The organism is Psychromonas sp. MME2 (assembly GCF_040566515.1).
GTDB lineage: Bacteria > Pseudomonadota > Gammaproteobacteria > Enterobacterales > Psychromonadaceae > Psychromonas.
The window spans coordinates 234794-252039 of the sequence record NZ_JBEWXI010000012.1; the positions used below are offsets into that span (position 1 = coordinate 234794).

A 17246-nucleotide genomic window follows, 5' to 3' on the forward strand; every position below is an offset into this window, starting at 1 on the left:
TTCTAATTTTTTGTCGCTATTAGCAATTACTGTAAACTGCTAACGAATAAGTGTTTTTATTTCTGTGTACTGCTATTATTTAGAGATTATTTTTTAAAAACATTCACTATGATTAATAACAATAAAAAAATACATATTACTGCTCGTTTGTCCGCTTTTATCCATGCAAGCATTGATTTTTTGCGTGGATTTCTGCTTATTCTACTGTTCTTAATCATTGGTAAAGTTATTAGTGCTTATCTACCTATTCCTTTTCCTGGTAGTATTATCGGCTTAGTTTTACTCTTTATTGGGCTATCTACCTCACTTGTTAAAAGTAAATGGATCATGATGTCCGGTAATTTTATTTTAAAATATATGGCATTGCTCTTTATCCCTATTGGAGTCGGTTTGTTAAATTACTTTGAACTGATTCTTGATAATTGGCTTGTTATTGTTTGCTCTTTATTGTTTACCACTTTTCTTATTTTGTTTGTTATTGGCCATTTTTATCAATTTTTGAATAAAGAAAAGGATATGTAGTTTGTTTTTTTATCTTGCATTACCGTTAACATTATTAGTTTTTTTTGCATGCCGACATTTACATGCAAAAAGAGCATGGCCCATTTTTAATCCCGTACTATTGTCAATCGCTTCTCTAATTGCTATTCATTATCTGTTTGCTTTGGATTTTCGTGATTATGAACGCGGAGCCTATCCATTGACCGCTTTATTAGAGCCTGCAGTCGTTGCGTTAGCATTGCCGCTCTATTTACAGCTTCATTTGATTAAGGCGAAATTAAAGGGGATTTTGCTCGCCTGTTTATTATCGGTGGTGAGTGCTTTTTGCTGTGCTTTTTATATTATGCCATTGCTTGGTGCCGATCTCGTTACGTCGGCATCTGTTGCCGCTCAGTCAGTTACTACGCCGATTGCAATGGAAATTAGCCGAAGTTTAGGTGGGATAATTTCATTAACGGCTGCGATGGTTATCTTTGCTGGTATTATTGGGGCTAGTGTTGGTCTGGGCTTTCTAAGTTTGGTGGGGGTTCACGATAAGCAGGCGCAGGGGGTTGCCATTGGCTGCGCTTCGCATGCGTTGGGGACAGCAAAAGTACTTGAGGTGGATCAAGTGTCAGGGGCTTTTTCTTCGGTAGCGTTAATACTTTGTGCGATATTGTCCGCGCTACTAATGCCTGTTTTTTACGTAATACTTTTTTAAAATATTTTAAAAATGCCAATCAAAAAAATAGCCGAGTAAAACCTCGGCTATTTATTACCTATGACATTAAACATTAATCTGCGGCATAGCCACTGCTAGGAAGGATATTACCATCCAGCACCGCTTGCCCATTAATCATGGATAAGCGGCCTGTTATAAACCACTGTACAACTAAGGGATAGATTAAGTGTTCTTGTGTTAACACCCGTTCAGCTAAGTCTGTGATTTCATCTTCAGGAAATACAGGCACTTTGGCCTGTAATACCGTCGGTCCACTGTCTAACTCTGGTGTAACAAAATGCACACTTGCTCCGTGCTCTTTATCTCCTGCTTCAATTGCTCTTTGATGTGTTTTTACACCAGTATATTTGGGCAGTAATGAAGGGTGGATGTTAAGCATTTTGCCAAAGTATTTATTTACAAATGCAGCACTTAAAATGCGCATAAAGCCAGCCATTACGATCAAATCAGGCTGTAGAGTATCAATTGTTTCGCTTAATAGCGCATCGTACTCTTCGCGTAGCATGCCTGGCACACTTTCAATGATTTTAGTGGGAATGTTGGCTTCTTGAGCTAGCTGTAAACCATAAGCATCAGCTTTATTGCTAATAACGGCAACGAGCTCAGCAGTTTGCTGAGCAAATGTTTTGTTATGCACTTTATCGATGATAGCTTGCAGATTACTGCCATTTCCAGAAATAAGTACGACTATCTTTTTAGTTGTTAAAGTTGTCATAAATACCTAGTTTATCTCTACCTGCGCTTCATTTTCAGCTGCGTTTTCTATGTGTCCTAATACCCAAGCGTTTTCGCCTTGTGCTGACAAAATCTCAACTGCTTTCTCTTTTTCACTATCAGGTACAACGATCATTAAGCCAACACCACAGTTAAATGTGCGATACATCTCTTCTGTTTCAACATTGCCATTTTCTTGTAACCAATTAAATATTTCAGGCCATTGCCAACTTTTCCCATCGATAACAGCTTTGCTACCGGCAGGTAATACGCGTGGAATATTTTCCCAAAAACCACCGCCAGTGATGTGTGAGATCGCATGTACTGGACAGTTTTTAATGAGTTCTAAGGTTGATTTTACGTAAATTTTAGTCGGCGTTAATAGCGTTTCACCAAGGGTTGACTCACCAAATGCCGCGCTTGTGTCTGCTTCCGAGACTTCTAAAATTTTACGAATTAAAGAGTAGCCATTTGAATGAGGGCCACTTGAAGCAACCGCGATTAATGCATCACCAGCAGCCACTTTTGTCCCATCGATGACTTCTGATTTTTCAACAACGCCAACACAAAAGCCGGCTATATCATAATCATCACCTTCATACATACCTGGCATTTCAGCTGTTTCACCACCGATAAGTGAGCAATTTGAAAGCTCACAACCCGCGCCAATACCTGTTACTACATCTGCTGCTACGTCAACATCAAGTTTACCTGTTGCATAGTAGTCTAAGAAAAATAGTGGCTCGGCACCTTGTACAATAAGGTCGTTAACACACATGGCCACGAGATCGATACCAACGGTATCATGTTTTTTTAGATCAATTGCCAGACGCAGTTTTGTACCTACACCATCGGTACCTGCAACTAATAAAGGCTCTTTATACCCGGTTGGTAGCTGACACAAAGCACCAAAACCACCTAAACCTCCCATTACTTCTGGGCGTTTAGTGCGTTTTGCTACACTTTTAATACGTTCAACTAATGCTGTACCCGCGTCAATATCAACGCCAGCGTCTTTATAGCTTAAAGAGGTTTTTTCCTTGCTCACTTGCAATCCCCGCAGAATTTAAAAGCGATTGTCGCTTTTATTGAATTTATGACCGGGGGTATTTTAGCATTTATATGAGCAGGATCTAATGATTTATCAATTGATTTTAAATTTGATTATGAATTTATTCTATTTTCGATGAAATTAGCCGTTTTTTCCGTTGAGATAGAAGCTGTTTTAGGGGAATTGATAAGTTTGACCATTTTATTGTTATTATCACCTTGCAATACAATTAGATCTGCTTATGATCTAATTTTGTCCCTTGCTATTGGTAGTTAGATTAATGAGAGTAATTGTTGTGTTACGCAGTTTATGTATTTTACTTTTTTTATTTAGTTGTTTAATTAATGCCACTCAATTTGACGACCCTTATCAAGGGTATATTGTTGTCGAAAATCAAAATGAAGCGCAATTAAAGTCATTAGCACTTAAGCAAGTGTTGATAAAAGTTTCTGGTAATAAGGAAATAACAGCGCTTAGCGATAGTAATAGCTTATTTCAAAATATCAATACCATGCTTTCTCAATATGGTTATGTGAACTTAGGTAGCACACGTTATTTTACGGCTGTCTTTGATAAACATAAAATTAATCAAGCGCTAACAGATATGCAGCAATCTATTTGGGGAGATACCCGACCAATAACGCTAGTCTGGTTAATTAGTGATGGACAAGGTGAGCGAAAGCTTGTTTCCGACAATGTGATCACCAGTGCGAGCGATAATGTCTTGTCACAAACGTTGCAAAATGAACAGCTAAATCGTGGTATTAAATTACAGTTTCCTTTGATGGATCTTGATGATAATTTGGCTATCTCTGTTTCCGATGTTTCTGGGCGTTTTTATGGGCAAATAGCCTCAGCCTCAATGCGCTACAATACGAATCATTTTGTGGTCGCTCAATGGCAGGAAGATAGTACCTCGATGGGGACGTTAACATGGCAGCTAGTGACTTATAATGAGCAAAATAAACAGAGTAGAGTACTTATAAACGAAGAGTCTCGCGGTAGTAAAGAGTCATTGATAACTGCGATGATTGATAAAGTCGCTGATTATTATGCCGGTCAATATGCGATTTCTATTAATCCAGATGGAGAGTTGAGTCAGACGATTACCGTTAATGGTATTACGTCTCTTGCCCAGCTCACCGAATTGACGGCCTTATTGGGGAATTTATTATCAGTATCAAGTTATTCAATTGCGCATGTGGATGTTTCTACCGTCACTATAGATATACAAGTAAATGGTGGACTAGATAGTTTCAAAAATGGCCTTCTTGCTCAGCCTCATTTACAAGCAGAACTATCAGATAGTAACGAATTTAACTTTAATTGGCGTTAATTGGGGAGCAATATGCCGCAGGATGAATTGCGCTTTCAATATCCATTACTAGCACTAAAATTACCCGATGATGAAACATTTGCTAGTTTTTACCCGGGACAAAATGCAGATCTATTAACGCAACTAAAAAACAGTGTCGTTGGACTAGGTGTTCCTGTCTTATATATGTGGGGGGAGTCTGGAAGTGGACGTCACACCTGTTACATGCCCTTTGCTCTGAAGTTGATGAACGGGGCGATAGTGTAGCCTATATCCCCTTGCATCATTATCAGGGGATGACCTTAGATATTTTTGAGAATATGGAGTCAGTCACACTGCTGTGTATTGATAATATTGATGCGATAGCGGGTAATGCCAAATGGGAAAAAGCGCTATTTGATTTTTATAATCGTTGGTCCGATAGTGAAAAAAGTCGTCCAGCAGGTTCAAGTTTGGTATTGTGTGCGAGTAATTTACCTAAAAAATTGGGGATTAAGCTTGACGATTTAGTATCTAGGCTTGAGTGGGGGGCCTGTTATCACTTAGCCTCTTTGAGCGATGAAGAGAAACTTGGTGCATTGCAACTTCGTGCGCAATTAAAAGGAATGAAATTGCCCGTAGATGTTGGGCGGTTCTTATTAAATCGTCTATCGAGGGAAATGAAAACATTATTAACAACTCTTGACCGTCTTGATAACGCGTCCTTGGTGGCCAAGCGTAAGTTGACCATTCCATTTGTAAAAGAGGTGTTAGACCTTTAATTTTATTGTTTTTTTTTCCGGATACTTAACCCTAACTCTTGCCCTTTATATTTTGCATAATAGATACCCCCAATTAAAAAGAGAAGGGTTAATAATAACTCAATACCTGCCAGTATTCTTTCCGTCTCAGAGCTAATTAAAATCACAATCCCATGCATTAGGTAAAATAGCGCAATAAAGCCACTCCATGCATAAGTATAGGGGGAACCCTTGATTATTCCCTTCAAGGGAAATAAGAGAGGAATAAGCCAAATTGCACTAACAAGCCATCCAGAAAGGTTTAATGTAGGTGGTGATAACCATAGATGCCAACAAGGTATGAGGAGCAATAGCCCAAAATAGCCTATTTTTGCTGACAATCGGTAATGTTCTATTTTCATGTTGGTAACTTAATCAATAATAGATGTTATTAAAGGGGATTGTTGCCCCTTTAACCATTTAGATAATAGCAAGAACCGTTTCTGGTGGGCGACCAATTGCAGCTTTGCCATTGGCAATAACAATGGGACGTTCAATTAGCTTAGGGTTATTTATCATTGCCGTCAGTAAAACCGATTCGTCTTTCTCATCTTGTAAAGCTAATGTACTATATAACGCTTCTTTAGTGCGCATCAGTTGTCGCGCAGAAGTGAAGCCTAACTGTGAGATAATTTGCTGTAATGTCGCCTTCGTTGGTGGCGTATCAAGGTATTTTATTATTTCGATCGAATCACTTTTACCTTCAATAAGGGCTAAGGTTTCGCGACTTTTCGAACAACGGGGATTATGGTAAATGATAATATCTGTCATGGTTACTCCTTATTTAGTGTATCTTTCTTATATTATTCAGCAGGCCAAAGCACAATGTAATCTTCCAGGTTTTCCGGATCAATCGTTGTCTCTGAGATAATTTTTCCACGAATGGATGCACCTGCTTTATGCATGGCTGATTTACTGCCTGTGAGTAAGGGGTGCCATGCCGGTAATGCTTTACCTTCAACGAGTAAGCGATAAGCACAGCTGCCTGGTAGCCAATGAAATTGGTTAATATCATCTAGCGAAATTTTGACGCAATCTTTGACTAATTTAAAACGTTGATCATATTTTTTACATTGACATGATTTAGTATTTAATAAATGACAAGCTACATTGGTAAAATATAGCTCTTCTGTATCATCATCAATTATTTTATTTAGACAACACTTCCCGCATCCATCGCATAATGATTCCCATTCACTGGTAGTCATCTGAGAAAGTGTTTTTTCTTGCCAAAATTTAGCCATGTTGATCCTATTGTAATGGTGGTGCTATGCGAGGGTAGTTAATTCGTTCTGATAGATAGCTGACTGCCGTTGCAAAGTAGTAAGAACGATTCCAGTGCATTAATACACGGTAATTATTGTAAGCGAGGTAGACTCGACCGCTAGCATCATCCGGAATAACAATGGAGGCCATGATATCGACTTTTGGTAATGCGCTACCATCAAAGCGACGAATCCCTAGCGCTTGCCATTCGGGTAACGATTTTTGTTTGTCGAGTCCCGCTAACGTTACATCAAAATTTTCGGGCAATAAAATTTGTCGGCCCCACGTTTCTGTGGAATCCCAACCTTCTGTTTTTAAATAATTGGCCGCTGAAGCAAACACATCGGCATAATTATTCCAAATATCTTTTTTGCCATCACCATCGTAATCAACCGCATAATTTAAATAAGAGGTTGGCATAAATTGTACTTGCCCCATGGCGCCAGCCCATGAACCTAAAAAGTTATCTTGGCTAACATGGCCCTGTTGCAATATGGTTAATGCAGCAAATAATTGTTTTTTGAATAATGCTTCTCGACGTCCATCATAGGCCATGGTGGTTAAAGCGGAGATAATATAATGGTTACCCGTTAGTTTGCCGAAATTTGTTTCGATTCCCCATAGTGCAACGATAAAGCGGGGTTGTACGCCGTACTCTTTACCTATTTTGTGTAGTAGATGATAATGTTTTTTATAAGCTTCCCGAGCTTGTTCTATTTTCCAATTTGGTACAGCACGAGGAATATAAGTATCCAAGGTGAGTTTAAATTCTGGCTGTGCTTTATCTGATTTAATGCTGCGTTGAAGAAACTCTACGTTTTGAAATGCATTATCGACAACATTGGCATCAATACCTGCTGCCTTGGCTTCGCTCTTTAGTTGCTCAACATATTGTTCAAATGGTATTTTCTGCTGTTCCTCGGCCTGCACGAGTGATGTGCCAAATAAAAGTACTAATCCCGAAATATATAACTTTTTTAGTAAGGTGCAGCGATGTGCTGAGTTAATCAATTTCATTACTGTGTCCTTGTTGTTTTTTTTGCCATTTTTTGTGCTCAGCTAAATGGTCAATGGGTGGGGGAGGTAGTTGTAAATAATAACCAGTTTTTGTGATCGCAGAAAGGACATTTTTTGCCTCTGTTAACGCAAGTTTGGTTTCTTCTTTAATATTGAGTAAAGAGACTAGCTGTGGTGGACCAAATTGTGTAAGTAGCGCATCTGGTACCATCGAAAAGTCATCTCTTTTGGCGATAAAAAGATAAGTCTGTTGTTTACGAATACTTTTATATACAGCACATAACATAATAGTAATATAGCCCTTTACTTGCCTATTGTTATAGCAAACTATAACATGCCTAGATAATTAATTTTTATAGAAAATTACTGATTTTTTACGTCAGGCACTTACAATATTTTAAATATAGGATGATTATGGCATTGAAATCTTTAAATTTCACCTTGTTGGTGGTGGATATTGACAGTGAAGATCTCTGTCTGTTTTTTCTGATGTGCTTATTAAAAAACGGGCTATGGCACCAGATTTCTTTAATGGTGCACCGATTGTTATTAAAGTTGATAATGAAGCAATTAGCATCGATTTTGCCCAGTTACAAGCAATAGTGCATGAGCAGGCATTTATTTTAGTGGGGGTGACCGGAGAGCTTTCTGTATCACAAAAAGAGCAGTTAAAAGCAGCAAAAATTGCTATATTGAGCAGTTCTAAGCATAGTCCTCGTCGTGATAAAGTAGAAAAAGAAGTTGAAAGTGATATTGAAAGCAGTGGTGAGGTTGTCGTTGAACCCAGTGCATTTATTCCGCCGAGCATAAAAACAACAATTTATAGTGGACGTGTACGATCAGGGCAGCAGATTTATGCAAAGGAAAGTGATTTAGTCATCAATGGTGACGTTGGCGCAGGAGCCGAAGTGATTGCCGATGGAAGTGTTCACATATATGGTGCATTACGCGGTAAAGCATTGGCTGGTGCTATGGGCAATAAAAGTGCAGCAATATTCTGTCAAATATTGAGCCCTGAGCTTGTTTCTATTGCTGGTGTATATAAATTAAGTGATGATCTTGATACTCATTTTGTAGGTGGGAATTGTATGGTTTCATTACAAGATGAACAAATCGTATTAAACAAGTTAACTCAAATTTAATTAGTTAAGGAATGAAAATGGCAAAAGTTATTGTCGTAACATCTGGTAAGGGTGGGGTTGGAAAAACGACGAGTAGTGCTGCAATTGGCTGTGGCCTTGCAAAGAGTGGTGCTAAAACTGTCGTAATTGATTTTGATATAGGCTTACGTAATCTTGATTTAATTATGGGATGTGAACGCCGTGTTGTTTATGATCTTATCAATGTGATTAATGGTGAAGCAAATCTACAACAAGCATTAGTTAAAGATAAACGTATTAATGATTTGTATATACTGCCGGCATCACAAACAAGAAATAAAGATGCATTGACTAAAGAGGGTGTTGATAAAGTTATTTCCACCTTAAAAGAGGAAGGCTTTGAATATATTATTTGTGATTCCCCCGCTGGCATAGAGCAGGGGGCTATGATGGCTTTATACTTTGCTGATGAAGCGATTGTCACGACTAATCCAGAAGTATCCTCAGTACGAGATTCTGATCGTATAACGGGTATGTTATCTAGTAAATCATATCGTTCAGAACAACAACTTTCGCCAGTTAAAGTCCATTTGCTCATTACTCGCTACAGTCCTGAGCGTGTTGAAAGAGAGGAAATGCTAAGTATAGAGGATATTGATGATTTACTCGGTATTGAGTTGATAGGGGTTATTCCTGAATCTCAAGATGTGCTAAATGCATCAAATTTAGGTGAGCCAATTATTTTGAATCAAGAGTGCGATGCAGGAAAAGCATACCAAGATACGGTTGATCGTTTAATGGGTATTGAACGAGAGTTTCGTTTTATTACTCACCAGAAGAAAAGTTTTTTAAGCCGTATATTTGGAGGGTAAAATGGGAATATTACAGTACTTTAGACAAGAAAAACCAAAGAAAGGTAGTGCTAAACTTGCCAAAGATCGTTTGCAAATTATTGTTGCACATGAACATTCAAATGCCATTAGACCCGCTTATTTACCTGAAATGCAGCAAGAAATTATTGCAGTTATACGTAAATATATGGACATATCGAGTAATGATGTGACCTGTGAATTTACAGATAAAGCTGATGATGACATGTCTGTATTGGAAGTGAATGTGGCATTGCCTAAACACGCTCAAGAATTAATAAAGTAAGCGTGGCTAAGATGAATAAAAAGCTGTTCATTAAATTACAGCTTTTTATTCGGCAGGGTAATTAAAACGGTTGTGGATAAAGTTTAAGCACGTTATTAATATCACCAAGTGTTTGTGTACTCAATGGTTTAGAGAAGGCTTCTATATCCTCTTTCAATTGGTCCATTCTTGTCGCACCGATGATAGTCGAAGTGACGCCATCAACTTGATTGCACCATGCTAACGCGAGTTGTGCCGTTGTCATATTGTTTTGCTGTGCAATTTCGCCATAAGCTTTGATTGCTTGGTGCGCTGTGGCTGTGTCTCTGAATAAACTATTGCGTTGTGCAAAAGTCCAACGGCTCCCTGCTGGGCGTGCATTATTTTGATACTTGCCACTTAACATACCTCCAGCAAGAGGGGACCAAGGCAAGTAGGCGATATCTTCATGCACACAATTTTCTATTAAATAGGGCCAATCTTTAGTGTGTAGCAAGTTAAATTCATTTTGAATGGATACCATTCGGGGTAAATCGTGTTTTGCACTTAACTTCAGGTAGGTATTTATTCCCCACGGAGAATCGTCCGATAGTCCACAAAAGCGAATTTTACCAGCCGCTATGCAGCGTTGTAGACCCTTTAAAATATCTAGCATTTGGGCATTTTGGTCTGCGCTTTTAGCATCACTGAATTTAAACTGATTAGGCCAGTGCTTGCCGAAATGTGGTGAAGTGCGGTTCGGCCAATGCAACTGAAATAGGTCGATATAATCAGTTTTTAAACGTTTAAGTGATGCCTCGACCGCTTTCTCAACGGCCGCGCCCGTTATTGGGCCTCCATCACGCACCCAAGGGAGTCCTGCTCCTGCAATTTTGCTGGCAAGAATAATTTTTTTTCTCTCTGTTTTGTTGGCATCCAACCAGTTACCAATAATCGTTTCTGTTTTGCCATAAGTTTCAGGTGAGGGCGGCACGGCATACATTTCTGCAGTATCAATAAAGTTGATGCCCTGTGCAAGAGCGTGTTCTATCTGCGTATTGGCTTCTTGTTGATTATTTTGTAATCCCCAAGTCATGCTGCCTAAGCAGATGCGTGAAACGGAAAGGCCACTGCTGCCTAATGTCGAATATTCCATGGTAATTCCTCAATAAATCAAAAATAACTATACTTCAATTTTTTGCCTCGCATCTCGGTACTCTTTTTCTTGCTGACTTTGCATCTTGAACTCTCATGGGTATAAAGATAGCCTTAAATTACCACTAACCAAAGTGCAATACCTATCATAAGAGTACCTGCTATTCTATTCATTAATATGATATTACCGCGTTGTTGTAGTAAGTGACGTAAGGTTCTTCCTCCGGTTGCGTAAAGTAGCAAACAAATAAGTTCAAAGCATAATATAATAGCAATTAAAATCGTTGCTTGCGGATGTAGAGGTTGGCTAGAGTCAATAAATGGGGGAAGCAATGAAATGATAAACGCCCATCCCTTAGGATTGGCAATAGCGGTGATAAAGCCTTGCATTGCTAATGCTGGAGCAGATGTTTTTTGTGGGATGGAAAAATCCTCTTGGAGAGCCATTTTTCCACGTGATAACCATAGTTGAATGCCTAAATAACCAAGGTAGCTGCCACCAATATATTTAAGTGTTAAGAACAGCCCAGGGTTAGTTAACAAAATAGTGGCAACACCTATTAGCGCGGAAATACAAACGAGCGCGACCCCTGCTAATTCACCTACAATCATCCATAAACAGCGGCGAACGCCAATAGTCATGCCAAGCGTCATCGCTAGCGTCATGCACATACCTGGCGTTGCTGATACGGCAAAAAATGTAGGGGCAAAGATAAGTAAAACGGAAAGTTCCATTACAGCTCCATAGGATGCTATCTAAAGTTAGCATCGTCATCCATCATGTTGGTTCATTGAAATTAATTAAGTGGGGCCATTATAGCAATGGGAATCATCCAATAAATTAGTATTGTTACTTTTGTAAGGATCTTAATTTTAAATCATCTTTTTTATAATTTTCAATTTGAGCCGCATAACGAGCTTGATCTAACTTATTATCGGCATAAATAAGTGCGCTGCCCATTTCTTGACTTGCTTCTCTAAATTGACCTAATAAAGCTAAGTATTGCGCTTTACTCGCATGCTCTTTTGCCGGTTTTTTCATTTGACGATATAAATCTATTGCTAATTGATGTGCCAATATATTATTCGGATGTGTGCGAATAAACAGTGCTAGTTTTTCTTCTGCTTCTTGGTACTGTTTCGTCATTTGCAATATATTAACTAAATTCAGAGTGTAAACCGGGTTTTCAGGTGATTGCTTATAATAGGCTTGTAATACCTTAATTGCCTCTTCGGGTTTCTTTACGCTGATCGCCGTGTCGGCTAAAAGGTCGATGAAAAATAGGTTGCTGGGATTGTTTTTTAACAAAGCTAAAGTCATTTCATGAGCTTTTTCATAATCTTTATTTTGCAAATAAGCAAGAGTGAGACCATATTCAGCAGCTTCTTCAAGTTGATAGCTTTTATTTTTTAATTGATTTTGATAAAAGTTAATCGATGTTTGTGCAGGGGCATCATTGTAACGAACGATGATTCGTGCTTTGCTCAGCTGATAAGCTAAATTGTTTTTCACTTTTTTTACGGGAAATTGGCTTGCCCGAAGGCGAGATTCAGCCAGTCGTGTTTCTGGTATTGGGTGAGTTAATAGCATTTGTGGTGGCATGGTCGCGTATTTATATTTTTCTGCTAATTTAGAAAAAAAGTTAGCCATTCCATAGGGGTCATAACCTGCGTTTGCCAAGGTTTGTATGCCTATCCTGTCCGCCTCATATTCATTTTGGCGTGTATAATTTATTTGTGATTGCATGGATACTGCCATGCTTGTACTGAGTGCGGCTATACCTGCTGCAGGATTCACTAACGTAAGTAATACTGAGCCAGCTAATGCGGCTAGTGTCGTCGGGCTATTAATAGACTGCTGTTCTAACATACGCGCTAAATGACGTTGCGTAATATGTGCGATTTCGTGTGCGAGAACACTTGCCAATTCACTTTCATTTTTTGCATAGAGAAATAATCCAGTATGAATTTTTACATTTCCACCTAAAAATGCAGCAGCATTGATCTCTTTATCTTGGATAAGAAAAAAGTGAAAGGGTAATTTTACTGAATCGGCATGCGCGACAAGGTTATCGCCTAAATCATCAATATATTTATTCAGCACTGGATCATGGATAATAGGAAGTGCTTGATTTGCCATCATTCGAAAGGCCCAACCATATTCTTTTTCTTTATCTATGGTTAATGCAGAAGATCCTACGGTACCAATATCAGGCAGCTCTTGAGAGGCCGTTGCAATTGAACACCATAAAATAGAAAAAAGATAAAGTGAAAACGGGAATGATTTCTTAAACACGGTAACCACAAGCTAATAGAAAGATGATAAAAGAATAAACAAGCTGTAATATATTGCAAGCGATGATTGTCTTATATCAGTGGAAAGGTAATAATTATTAGTCGTTTTTAACCAGTAAAGAGATATGAAAATAATAGATTTACAATCAATGCGTTGTCCTATGTCTTTAATCATTGTTAAACAGTTTTTATTAGCGCAAAAAAAGGTAATATCAATCACTGAAAGCCACTCAGCTTGTTTACTGTTTGATAATTATCGAAGCCTGCAAGATATTAAAGACTATTTTGATAAAAAGGGCTATCAATATGTGATTAATGAGCACGAGAATATAATAAAGTTAGTTATTCATTTTAGTTAGTTTTTGAGTAGAGGTGCAAGGATTTATGTTTGGTCAATTAACACAATGGTACAAAAATCGCTTTGAAGATCCTAATTTAAGTGCTTTATTCCTATTACTTGCATTCGCTATTTTGATTTTTTATTTCTTGGGAAATATTCTTGTTCCTGTTTTCGTTGCTTTGGTACTTGCATACCTTCTTGATTGGCCTGTTAATTATCTTGTGCGTTGCAGATTAAACCGGACAGTTGCAACATTTTTAGTGATGCTTTTGTTTGTATCTGTTGCCATTTTTGCTTTCCTTGGGGTACTGCCAACAGTATTTAAACAAGGTGCTGAGTTAATCAAAGATTTACCTGCTATGTTTAATCAAATACAAGGTTATGTTTCAACTTTACCTGCACAATACCCGGATGTCATTGATCCTAATACCATTAACCAAATCGTTGTAAAGGTGCGTTCATATATATTAGAGAGTGGTGGATTTTTATTATCACAATCTTTTGCTTCTCTGTTAAATATTGCCGCGTTAATAATTTATGCTGTATTAGTGCCTATGATGATGGTTTTCATGCTTAAAGATAAAACATTTCTGATTGCTAGCTTTGTAAAATTCTTACCGCGTAACCGTAAATTGACCGATCAAGTTTGGGTGGAAATGAATGGTCAAATAATGAATTACATTCAAGGCAAAATCATAGAAATATTGATTGTTGGTGGTAGCACTTATATTACCTTTTTACTGATGGACTTACGTTACTCTGCGCTGCTAGCCTTGTTGGTTGGTTTGTCGGTTCTGATTCCTTATATAGGTGCTGCAGCTGTTACTATCCCGGTTGCGCTTGTTGCTCTTTTTCAATGGGGGTGACCGCCGACTTTATTTACTTAATGGTCGCCTATGGATTAATTCAAGTTATTGATGGTAATTTAATTGTGCCTATTTTATTTTCAGAAGCCGTTAATTTACATCCCGTTGTCATTATTATGTCGGTGTTGGTTTTTGGTGGTTTGTGGGGATTTTGGGGGGTATTTTTTGCGATCCCCTTGGCGACTTTAGTTAAAGCAGTATTGAATGCTTGGCCCACTCAAGAACATTTAGAGCAATTAGATCAATAAATGGTTAATTGAGAATAGAGAAAAAGGGCATAATGCCCTTTTTATGTTAGGTAATGAGGCTATTTTTGTAGGTAATCTAACACGACTTGATGGTGCTCCTTGGTTTTGAATTTATCAAATACCTTTTCAATGACTCCCTGCTCATTAATTAAAAAACTGATTCGATGGATTCCATCATAGATTTTCCCCATAAATTTTTTCTCGCCCCATACGCCAAATGCCTCTGCAATGGCATGGTCTGGATCTGAAAGTAAGGGGAAATTCAGTGATTTTTTTTCAACGAAACTCGCTAATTTTTTCACTGGATCAGGGCTTACACCATAAACCACGGTATTGAATGCGGCAAGCTCCTCTTTGACATCACGTAAGCCACATGCCTGAGTAGTGCAGCCCGGTGTTAAGGCCCTTGGGTAAAAATAGATGAGTACTTTTTTACCTGATAAATCGGCTAGTGAGATGTTATTTTCTTGGTCATCTTGTAATGTAAATAGTGGTGCAGCATCACCTGCAATCAATCGTTTCATTGCTATTCCTGTTAAAGTGTAATTGGGCTTATAAAACCTTCTGGTTTCAAAGCGAGTAGATCACAATTCAAGTTATCAATAACTTGTTCGGCTGTATGCCCTAGTAATGTTGCGCTTAGTCCTGAACGACCTACCGTACCTAGAATAACAAGCTCAGCATCGATTTCTTTGGCAACCTCGCTGATAACATCCTCAGGTAAGCCTTGCATAAGGTGAGTACGTTGTTTTGATATTTTGTACTCCTGTGCATATTCATTAAGTGTTGTTTCATGAAATTTTTTTAAACCATCTTCATAGTTAACAGGATCAAATTCGGGAAGTTCTAACATGATATTCATCGGTGGGCTAGGATAGGCATTGACAATATGCACTTCTGCATTAATCACGTTTGCCATCGTTTTAGCTTCCGATAAAATTAGTTTATTGAGCTGGTTATGCTCATCGTCTTGAATGCTTTTGCAAGAAATTGCACAAAGGATTTTACCTTTTTCTGGCCATTTGTGATGTTTGACTAATAGTACGGGAACCGGGCATTTACGTAATAAATTCCAATCAGTTGGGGTAAATAAAATAGCGCTAAGCTTTGAGTGTTGATGTGTAGATTTTATGACTAAATCATAGTTGTTTTTTAAAACTTCAATAATTGCAGCTTGAAAAGGACGATTATGCCAGATAACTTCACAGGCAATATTGAGTCCTTTTTCTTGGTAGGGGAGAGCCACTGTTTCTAACCAGTCTTTGTTTTCTTTAATCACAATATTACGCATCGCTTGTCGTTCTTCTATTGAACTTAACGATGTCATTTCATAACTCAGGTCATAGCAGCATAAAAATAAAGTTATCTTGACGTTTTCTACTTTTTCAGCAATATCTGCGGCTCGTTCAAGCGCGGCTTGTTGCATTTTAGTTGGGTCAATAAATACTAAAAGATTATGATAATTAAACATAGTAAGCCTCATTAAATAGAAACAAGATACTTATAATTTAGATCAAATGTATTGAAACTGATAGCCTTTTGATCACGAAAAGGCTATTTATTAGATAAGATTCTTAATTGTGCTGATTGAATTAATCTTTTTTCTTTTCACCGGCAAGTTCAGCAAGCATCTGCTCGTTTAACACGCTAATATATTTGCCTTTTACTGAAATTATCTCATTTTTTTGGAAACGCCCTAACAGCCGACTTATGGTTTCAACGGTTAACCCTAAATAGTTGCCGATGTCTCCACGCGTCATGGATAAACGAAACTCTCTTGGAGAAAATCCGCGATTACCAAATCGTACCGATAAATTATGAATGAAAGAGGCGAGACGTTCCTCTGCATTTTTCTTTGATAATAATAAAATCATATTTTGATCCCCAACAATTTCACTACTCATTAAACGCAAAATCTGTTGTCTTAGTTTTGGCATTGATGTTGATAGGGTATCAAGCGTGTCATAGGGTATTTCACAAATCATGGCTGTTTCTAGGGCCTGTGCAAAGCTAGGATGTGTCCCCGTACTAATGCCATCAAAACCAACTAAATCACCAGCAAGATGAAATGCCGTGATCTGCTCATCTCCTTGCTCGGTGATGGTGTATGATTTTAATGTACCGGAACGAATTGCATAAAGACACTTCATCTCTTGGCCTGCTTTAAATATCTCCTGCCCTTTTTGAATCGGTTTTTTACGTTCTATAATGCTGTCTAAACGATTTAATTCTGTTTCATTAAGTGAATAAGGAATACATAATTGATTGATACTACAGTCTTGACAACGTATGGCACAGGCACCATTTTGAATTCGATTGGTGTTGGTATGGCTTTTTTCCATAGATATTTAGTTTCCAGAATTGACTTGAATCAATATTAACACTATTTTTGACTGCTTTGAATACTTTATCGTTAATTGTCTTTTGCGGTTTGTCTTTTCATAACTTAAGTTATTTTTCAGTTAAAGATCGTCGTTTAACTATTTCATAATATCGCTTTTGTGTTCTGCTGCCTATTATTCACTGCAAAGGGTTAACGTCGTTGCATATAATCAATAAATAAAGGGTGTTGATTCATATAAAAGCAGCCCAACCTGTCTGATTTATCCATTATAAATATGTCCCAGATCTAAAAAGTAAGCGCTTTCTGTTGTCTGCTGTGATTATGTTTTGTACATTCATTGATATTAACGAATGATAACTATTTTTTTGTTATTTATTCTGGGTTCTAGCTGCTATTTAATAATTAACCATTTAAGTGAGAT

General features: G+C 37.9%; 20 protein-coding genes and 2 pseudogenes. 9 read left to right on the forward strand and 13 right to left on the reverse strand.

All coding sequences use genetic code 11. The features are described from left to right. Positions 1-108: 108 nt before the first annotated feature. Entirely contained in the window at positions 109-522 is a 414-nt protein-coding gene (locus tag AB1A03_RS11425; RefSeq protein WP_354624769.1) for a CidA/LrgA family protein, read from the forward strand. Between the two features lies 1 nt (position 523). After that, complete coding sequence (locus tag AB1A03_RS11430) at positions 524-1201, forward strand: LrgB family protein (RefSeq protein ID WP_354624770.1); 678 nt, start codon at positions 524-526, stop codon at positions 1199-1201. A gap of 73 nt (positions 1202-1274) precedes the next feature. Here AB1A03_RS11430 and purN read toward each other — a convergent pair whose 3' ends face one another. After that, the gene (gene purN, locus AB1A03_RS11435; RefSeq protein ID WP_354624771.1) at positions 1275-1937 is read right to left on the reverse strand and encodes a phosphoribosylglycinamide formyltransferase; all 663 of its coding nucleotides are present in this window, start codon (positions 1935-1937) and stop codon (positions 1275-1277) included. Between the two features lie 6 nt (positions 1938-1943). Continuing rightward, on the reverse strand, positions 1944-2984 hold the full coding sequence (purM, locus tag AB1A03_RS11440) for a phosphoribosylformylglycinamidine cyclo-ligase (protein WP_354624772.1): 1041 nt from the start codon (positions 2982-2984) through the stop codon (positions 1944-1946). Between the two features lie 283 nt (positions 2985-3267). On the opposite strand from purM, the gene AB1A03_RS11445 reads away from it, so the two are divergent. Next, positions 3268-4323, forward strand: a complete 1056-nt coding sequence (locus tag AB1A03_RS11445) for a DUF8605 domain-containing protein (protein WP_354624773.1) — start codon at positions 3268-3270, stop codon at positions 4321-4323. A 12-nt stretch (positions 4324-4335) separates the two neighbouring features. Continuing rightward, a pseudogene (hda, locus tag AB1A03_RS11450) lies at positions 4336-5063 on the forward strand (DnaA inactivator Hda). 2 nt (positions 5064-5065) lie between these two features. Here the strand turns inward: hda and AB1A03_RS11455 are convergent. The 5 genes from AB1A03_RS11455 to AB1A03_RS11475 are packed head-to-tail and all read right to left on the reverse strand — an operon-like array spanning position 5066 to position 7650. Beyond that, positions 5066-5443 carry a DUF2069 domain-containing protein gene (locus AB1A03_RS11455; protein WP_354624774.1) on the reverse strand — a complete coding sequence of 126 codons (378 nt, stop codon included), beginning with the start codon at positions 5441-5443 and terminating at the stop codon, positions 5066-5068. 58 nt (positions 5444-5501) lie between these two features. Beyond that, positions 5502-5852: an arsenate reductase (glutaredoxin) gene (gene arsC, locus AB1A03_RS11460; protein ID WP_354624775.1), complete on the reverse strand. Its 351-nt coding sequence runs from the start codon at positions 5850-5852 to the stop codon at positions 5502-5504. 32 nt (positions 5853-5884) lie between these two features. Next, entirely contained in the window at positions 5885-6325 is a 441-nt protein-coding gene (locus tag AB1A03_RS11465; protein ID WP_354624776.1) for a YcgN family cysteine cluster protein, read from the reverse strand. A 7-nt stretch (positions 6326-6332) separates the two neighbouring features. Then, on the reverse strand, positions 6333-7364 hold the full coding sequence (locus tag AB1A03_RS11470; protein ID WP_354624777.1) for a lytic murein transglycosylase: 1032 nt from the start codon (positions 7362-7364) through the stop codon (positions 6333-6335). Beyond that, positions 7351-7650 (reverse strand): YcgL domain-containing protein, encoded by a 300-nt coding sequence (locus AB1A03_RS11475; RefSeq protein WP_354624778.1) that lies wholly within the window; start codon positions 7648-7650, stop codon positions 7351-7353. Before AB1A03_RS11475 ends, AB1A03_RS11470 begins: the two co-directional genes overlap by 14 nt. Positions 7651-7876: 226 nt before the next feature. On the opposite strand from AB1A03_RS11475, the gene minC reads away from it, so the two are divergent. The 3 genes from minC to minE are packed head-to-tail and all read left to right on the forward strand — an operon-like array spanning position 7877 to position 9619. Next, complete coding sequence (gene minC, locus AB1A03_RS11480) at positions 7877-8506, forward strand: septum site-determining protein MinC (RefSeq protein ID WP_354624779.1); 630 nt, start codon at positions 7877-7879, stop codon at positions 8504-8506. Between the two features lie 17 nt (positions 8507-8523). Continuing rightward, complete coding sequence (gene minD / locus AB1A03_RS11485) at positions 8524-9336, forward strand: septum site-determining protein MinD (RefSeq protein WP_354624780.1); 813 nt, start codon at positions 8524-8526, stop codon at positions 9334-9336. Between the two features lies 1 nt (position 9337). Beyond that, positions 9338-9619, forward strand: coding sequence for a cell division topological specificity factor MinE (gene minE, locus AB1A03_RS11490; protein WP_354624781.1), 282 nt, complete (start codon positions 9338-9340; stop codon positions 9617-9619). Between the two features lie 61 nt (positions 9620-9680). Here minE and AB1A03_RS11495 read toward each other — a convergent pair whose 3' ends face one another. The 3 genes from AB1A03_RS11495 to bepA form a co-directional block, all read right to left on the reverse strand. After that, a complete protein-coding gene (locus AB1A03_RS11495; RefSeq protein ID WP_354624782.1) occupies positions 9681-10733 on the reverse strand; it encodes an aldo/keto reductase in 1053 nt (350 codons plus the stop codon). Between the two features lie 113 nt (positions 10734-10846). Continuing rightward, a complete protein-coding gene (locus tag AB1A03_RS11500) occupies positions 10847-11467 on the reverse strand; it encodes a LysE family translocator (protein ID WP_354624783.1) in 621 nt (206 codons plus the stop codon). Between the two features lie 115 nt (positions 11468-11582). After that, positions 11583-13028 carry a beta-barrel assembly-enhancing protease gene (gene bepA / locus AB1A03_RS11505; RefSeq protein ID WP_354624784.1) on the reverse strand — a complete coding sequence of 482 codons (1446 nt, stop codon included), beginning with the start codon at positions 13026-13028 and terminating at the stop codon, positions 11583-11585. A gap of 124 nt (positions 13029-13152) precedes the next feature. Here bepA and AB1A03_RS11510 point away from each other — a divergent pair, with 124 nt between their 5' ends. Next, entirely contained in the window at positions 13153-13386 is a 234-nt protein-coding gene (locus AB1A03_RS11510; RefSeq protein WP_354624785.1) for a sulfurtransferase TusA family protein, read from the forward strand. Between the two features lie 25 nt (positions 13387-13411). Further along, a pseudogene (locus AB1A03_RS11515) lies at positions 13412-14481 on the forward strand (AI-2E family transporter). 59 nt (positions 14482-14540) lie between these two features. Here the strand turns inward: AB1A03_RS11515 and bcp are convergent. The 3 genes from bcp to AB1A03_RS11535 form a co-directional block, all read right to left on the reverse strand. Next, a complete protein-coding gene (gene bcp / locus AB1A03_RS11525; RefSeq protein ID WP_354624788.1) occupies positions 14541-15005 on the reverse strand; it encodes a thioredoxin-dependent thiol peroxidase in 465 nt (154 codons plus the stop codon). Positions 15006-15016: 11 nt separating this feature from the next. Further along, a complete protein-coding gene (gene uspE, locus AB1A03_RS11530; RefSeq protein WP_354624789.1) occupies positions 15017-15952 on the reverse strand; it encodes a universal stress protein UspE in 936 nt (311 codons plus the stop codon). 121 nt (positions 15953-16073) lie between these two features. Further along, positions 16074-16823 (reverse strand): FNR family transcription factor, encoded by a 750-nt coding sequence (locus AB1A03_RS11535; protein ID WP_354624790.1) that lies wholly within the window; start codon positions 16821-16823, stop codon positions 16074-16076. Between the last annotated feature and the right edge of the window lie 423 nt (positions 16824-17246).

Bases quoted from the DNA above. Each gene is read 5' to 3' on its own strand.
- AB1A03_RS11495 (WP_354624782.1), bottom strand. From the start codon at position 10,733: ATGGAATATTCGACATTAGGCAGCAGTGGCCTTTCCGTTTCACGCATC.
- AB1A03_RS11425 (WP_354624769.1), top strand. From the start codon at position 109: ATGATTAATAACAATAAAAAAATACATATTACTGCTCGTTTGTCCGCT.
- minE (WP_354624781.1), top strand. From the start codon at position 9,338: ATGGGAATATTACAGTACTTTAGACAAGAAAAACCAAAGAAAGGTAGT.
- AB1A03_RS11475 (WP_354624778.1), bottom strand. From the start codon at position 7,650: ATGTTATGTGCTGTATATAAAAGTATTCGTAAACAACAGACTTATCTT.
- uspE (WP_354624789.1), bottom strand. From the start codon at position 15,952: ATGTTTAATTATCATAATCTTTTAGTATTTATTGACCCAACTAAAATG.
- AB1A03_RS11455 (WP_354624774.1), bottom strand. From the start codon at position 5,443: ATGAAAATAGAACATTACCGATTGTCAGCAAAAATAGGCTATTTTGGG.
- bcp (WP_354624788.1), bottom strand. From the start codon at position 15,005: ATGAAACGATTGATTGCAGGTGATGCTGCACCACTATTTACATTACAA.
- AB1A03_RS11535 (WP_354624790.1), bottom strand. From the start codon at position 16,823: ATGGAAAAAAGCCATACCAACACCAATCGAATTCAAAATGGTGCCTGT.
- minD (WP_354624780.1), top strand. From the start codon at position 8,524: ATGGCAAAAGTTATTGTCGTAACATCTGGTAAGGGTGGGGTTGGAAAA.
- AB1A03_RS11470 (WP_354624777.1), bottom strand. From the start codon at position 7,364: ATGAAATTGATTAACTCAGCACATCGCTGCACCTTACTAAAAAAGTTA.
- arsC (WP_354624775.1), bottom strand. From the start codon at position 5,852: ATGACAGATATTATCATTTACCATAATCCCCGTTGTTCGAAAAGTCGC.
- minC (WP_354624779.1), top strand. From the start codon at position 7,877: ATGGCACCAGATTTCTTTAATGGTGCACCGATTGTTATTAAAGTTGAT.
- AB1A03_RS11500 (WP_354624783.1), bottom strand. From the start codon at position 11,467: ATGGAACTTTCCGTTTTACTTATCTTTGCCCCTACATTTTTTGCCGTA.
- AB1A03_RS11465 (WP_354624776.1), bottom strand. From the start codon at position 6,325: ATGGCTAAATTTTGGCAAGAAAAAACACTTTCTCAGATGACTACCAGT.
- AB1A03_RS11510 (WP_354624785.1), top strand. From the start codon at position 13,153: ATGAAAATAATAGATTTACAATCAATGCGTTGTCCTATGTCTTTAATC.
- purN (WP_354624771.1), bottom strand. From the start codon at position 1,937: ATGACAACTTTAACAACTAAAAAGATAGTCGTACTTATTTCTGGAAAT.
- AB1A03_RS11445 (WP_354624773.1), top strand. From the start codon at position 3,268: ATGAGAGTAATTGTTGTGTTACGCAGTTTATGTATTTTACTTTTTTTA.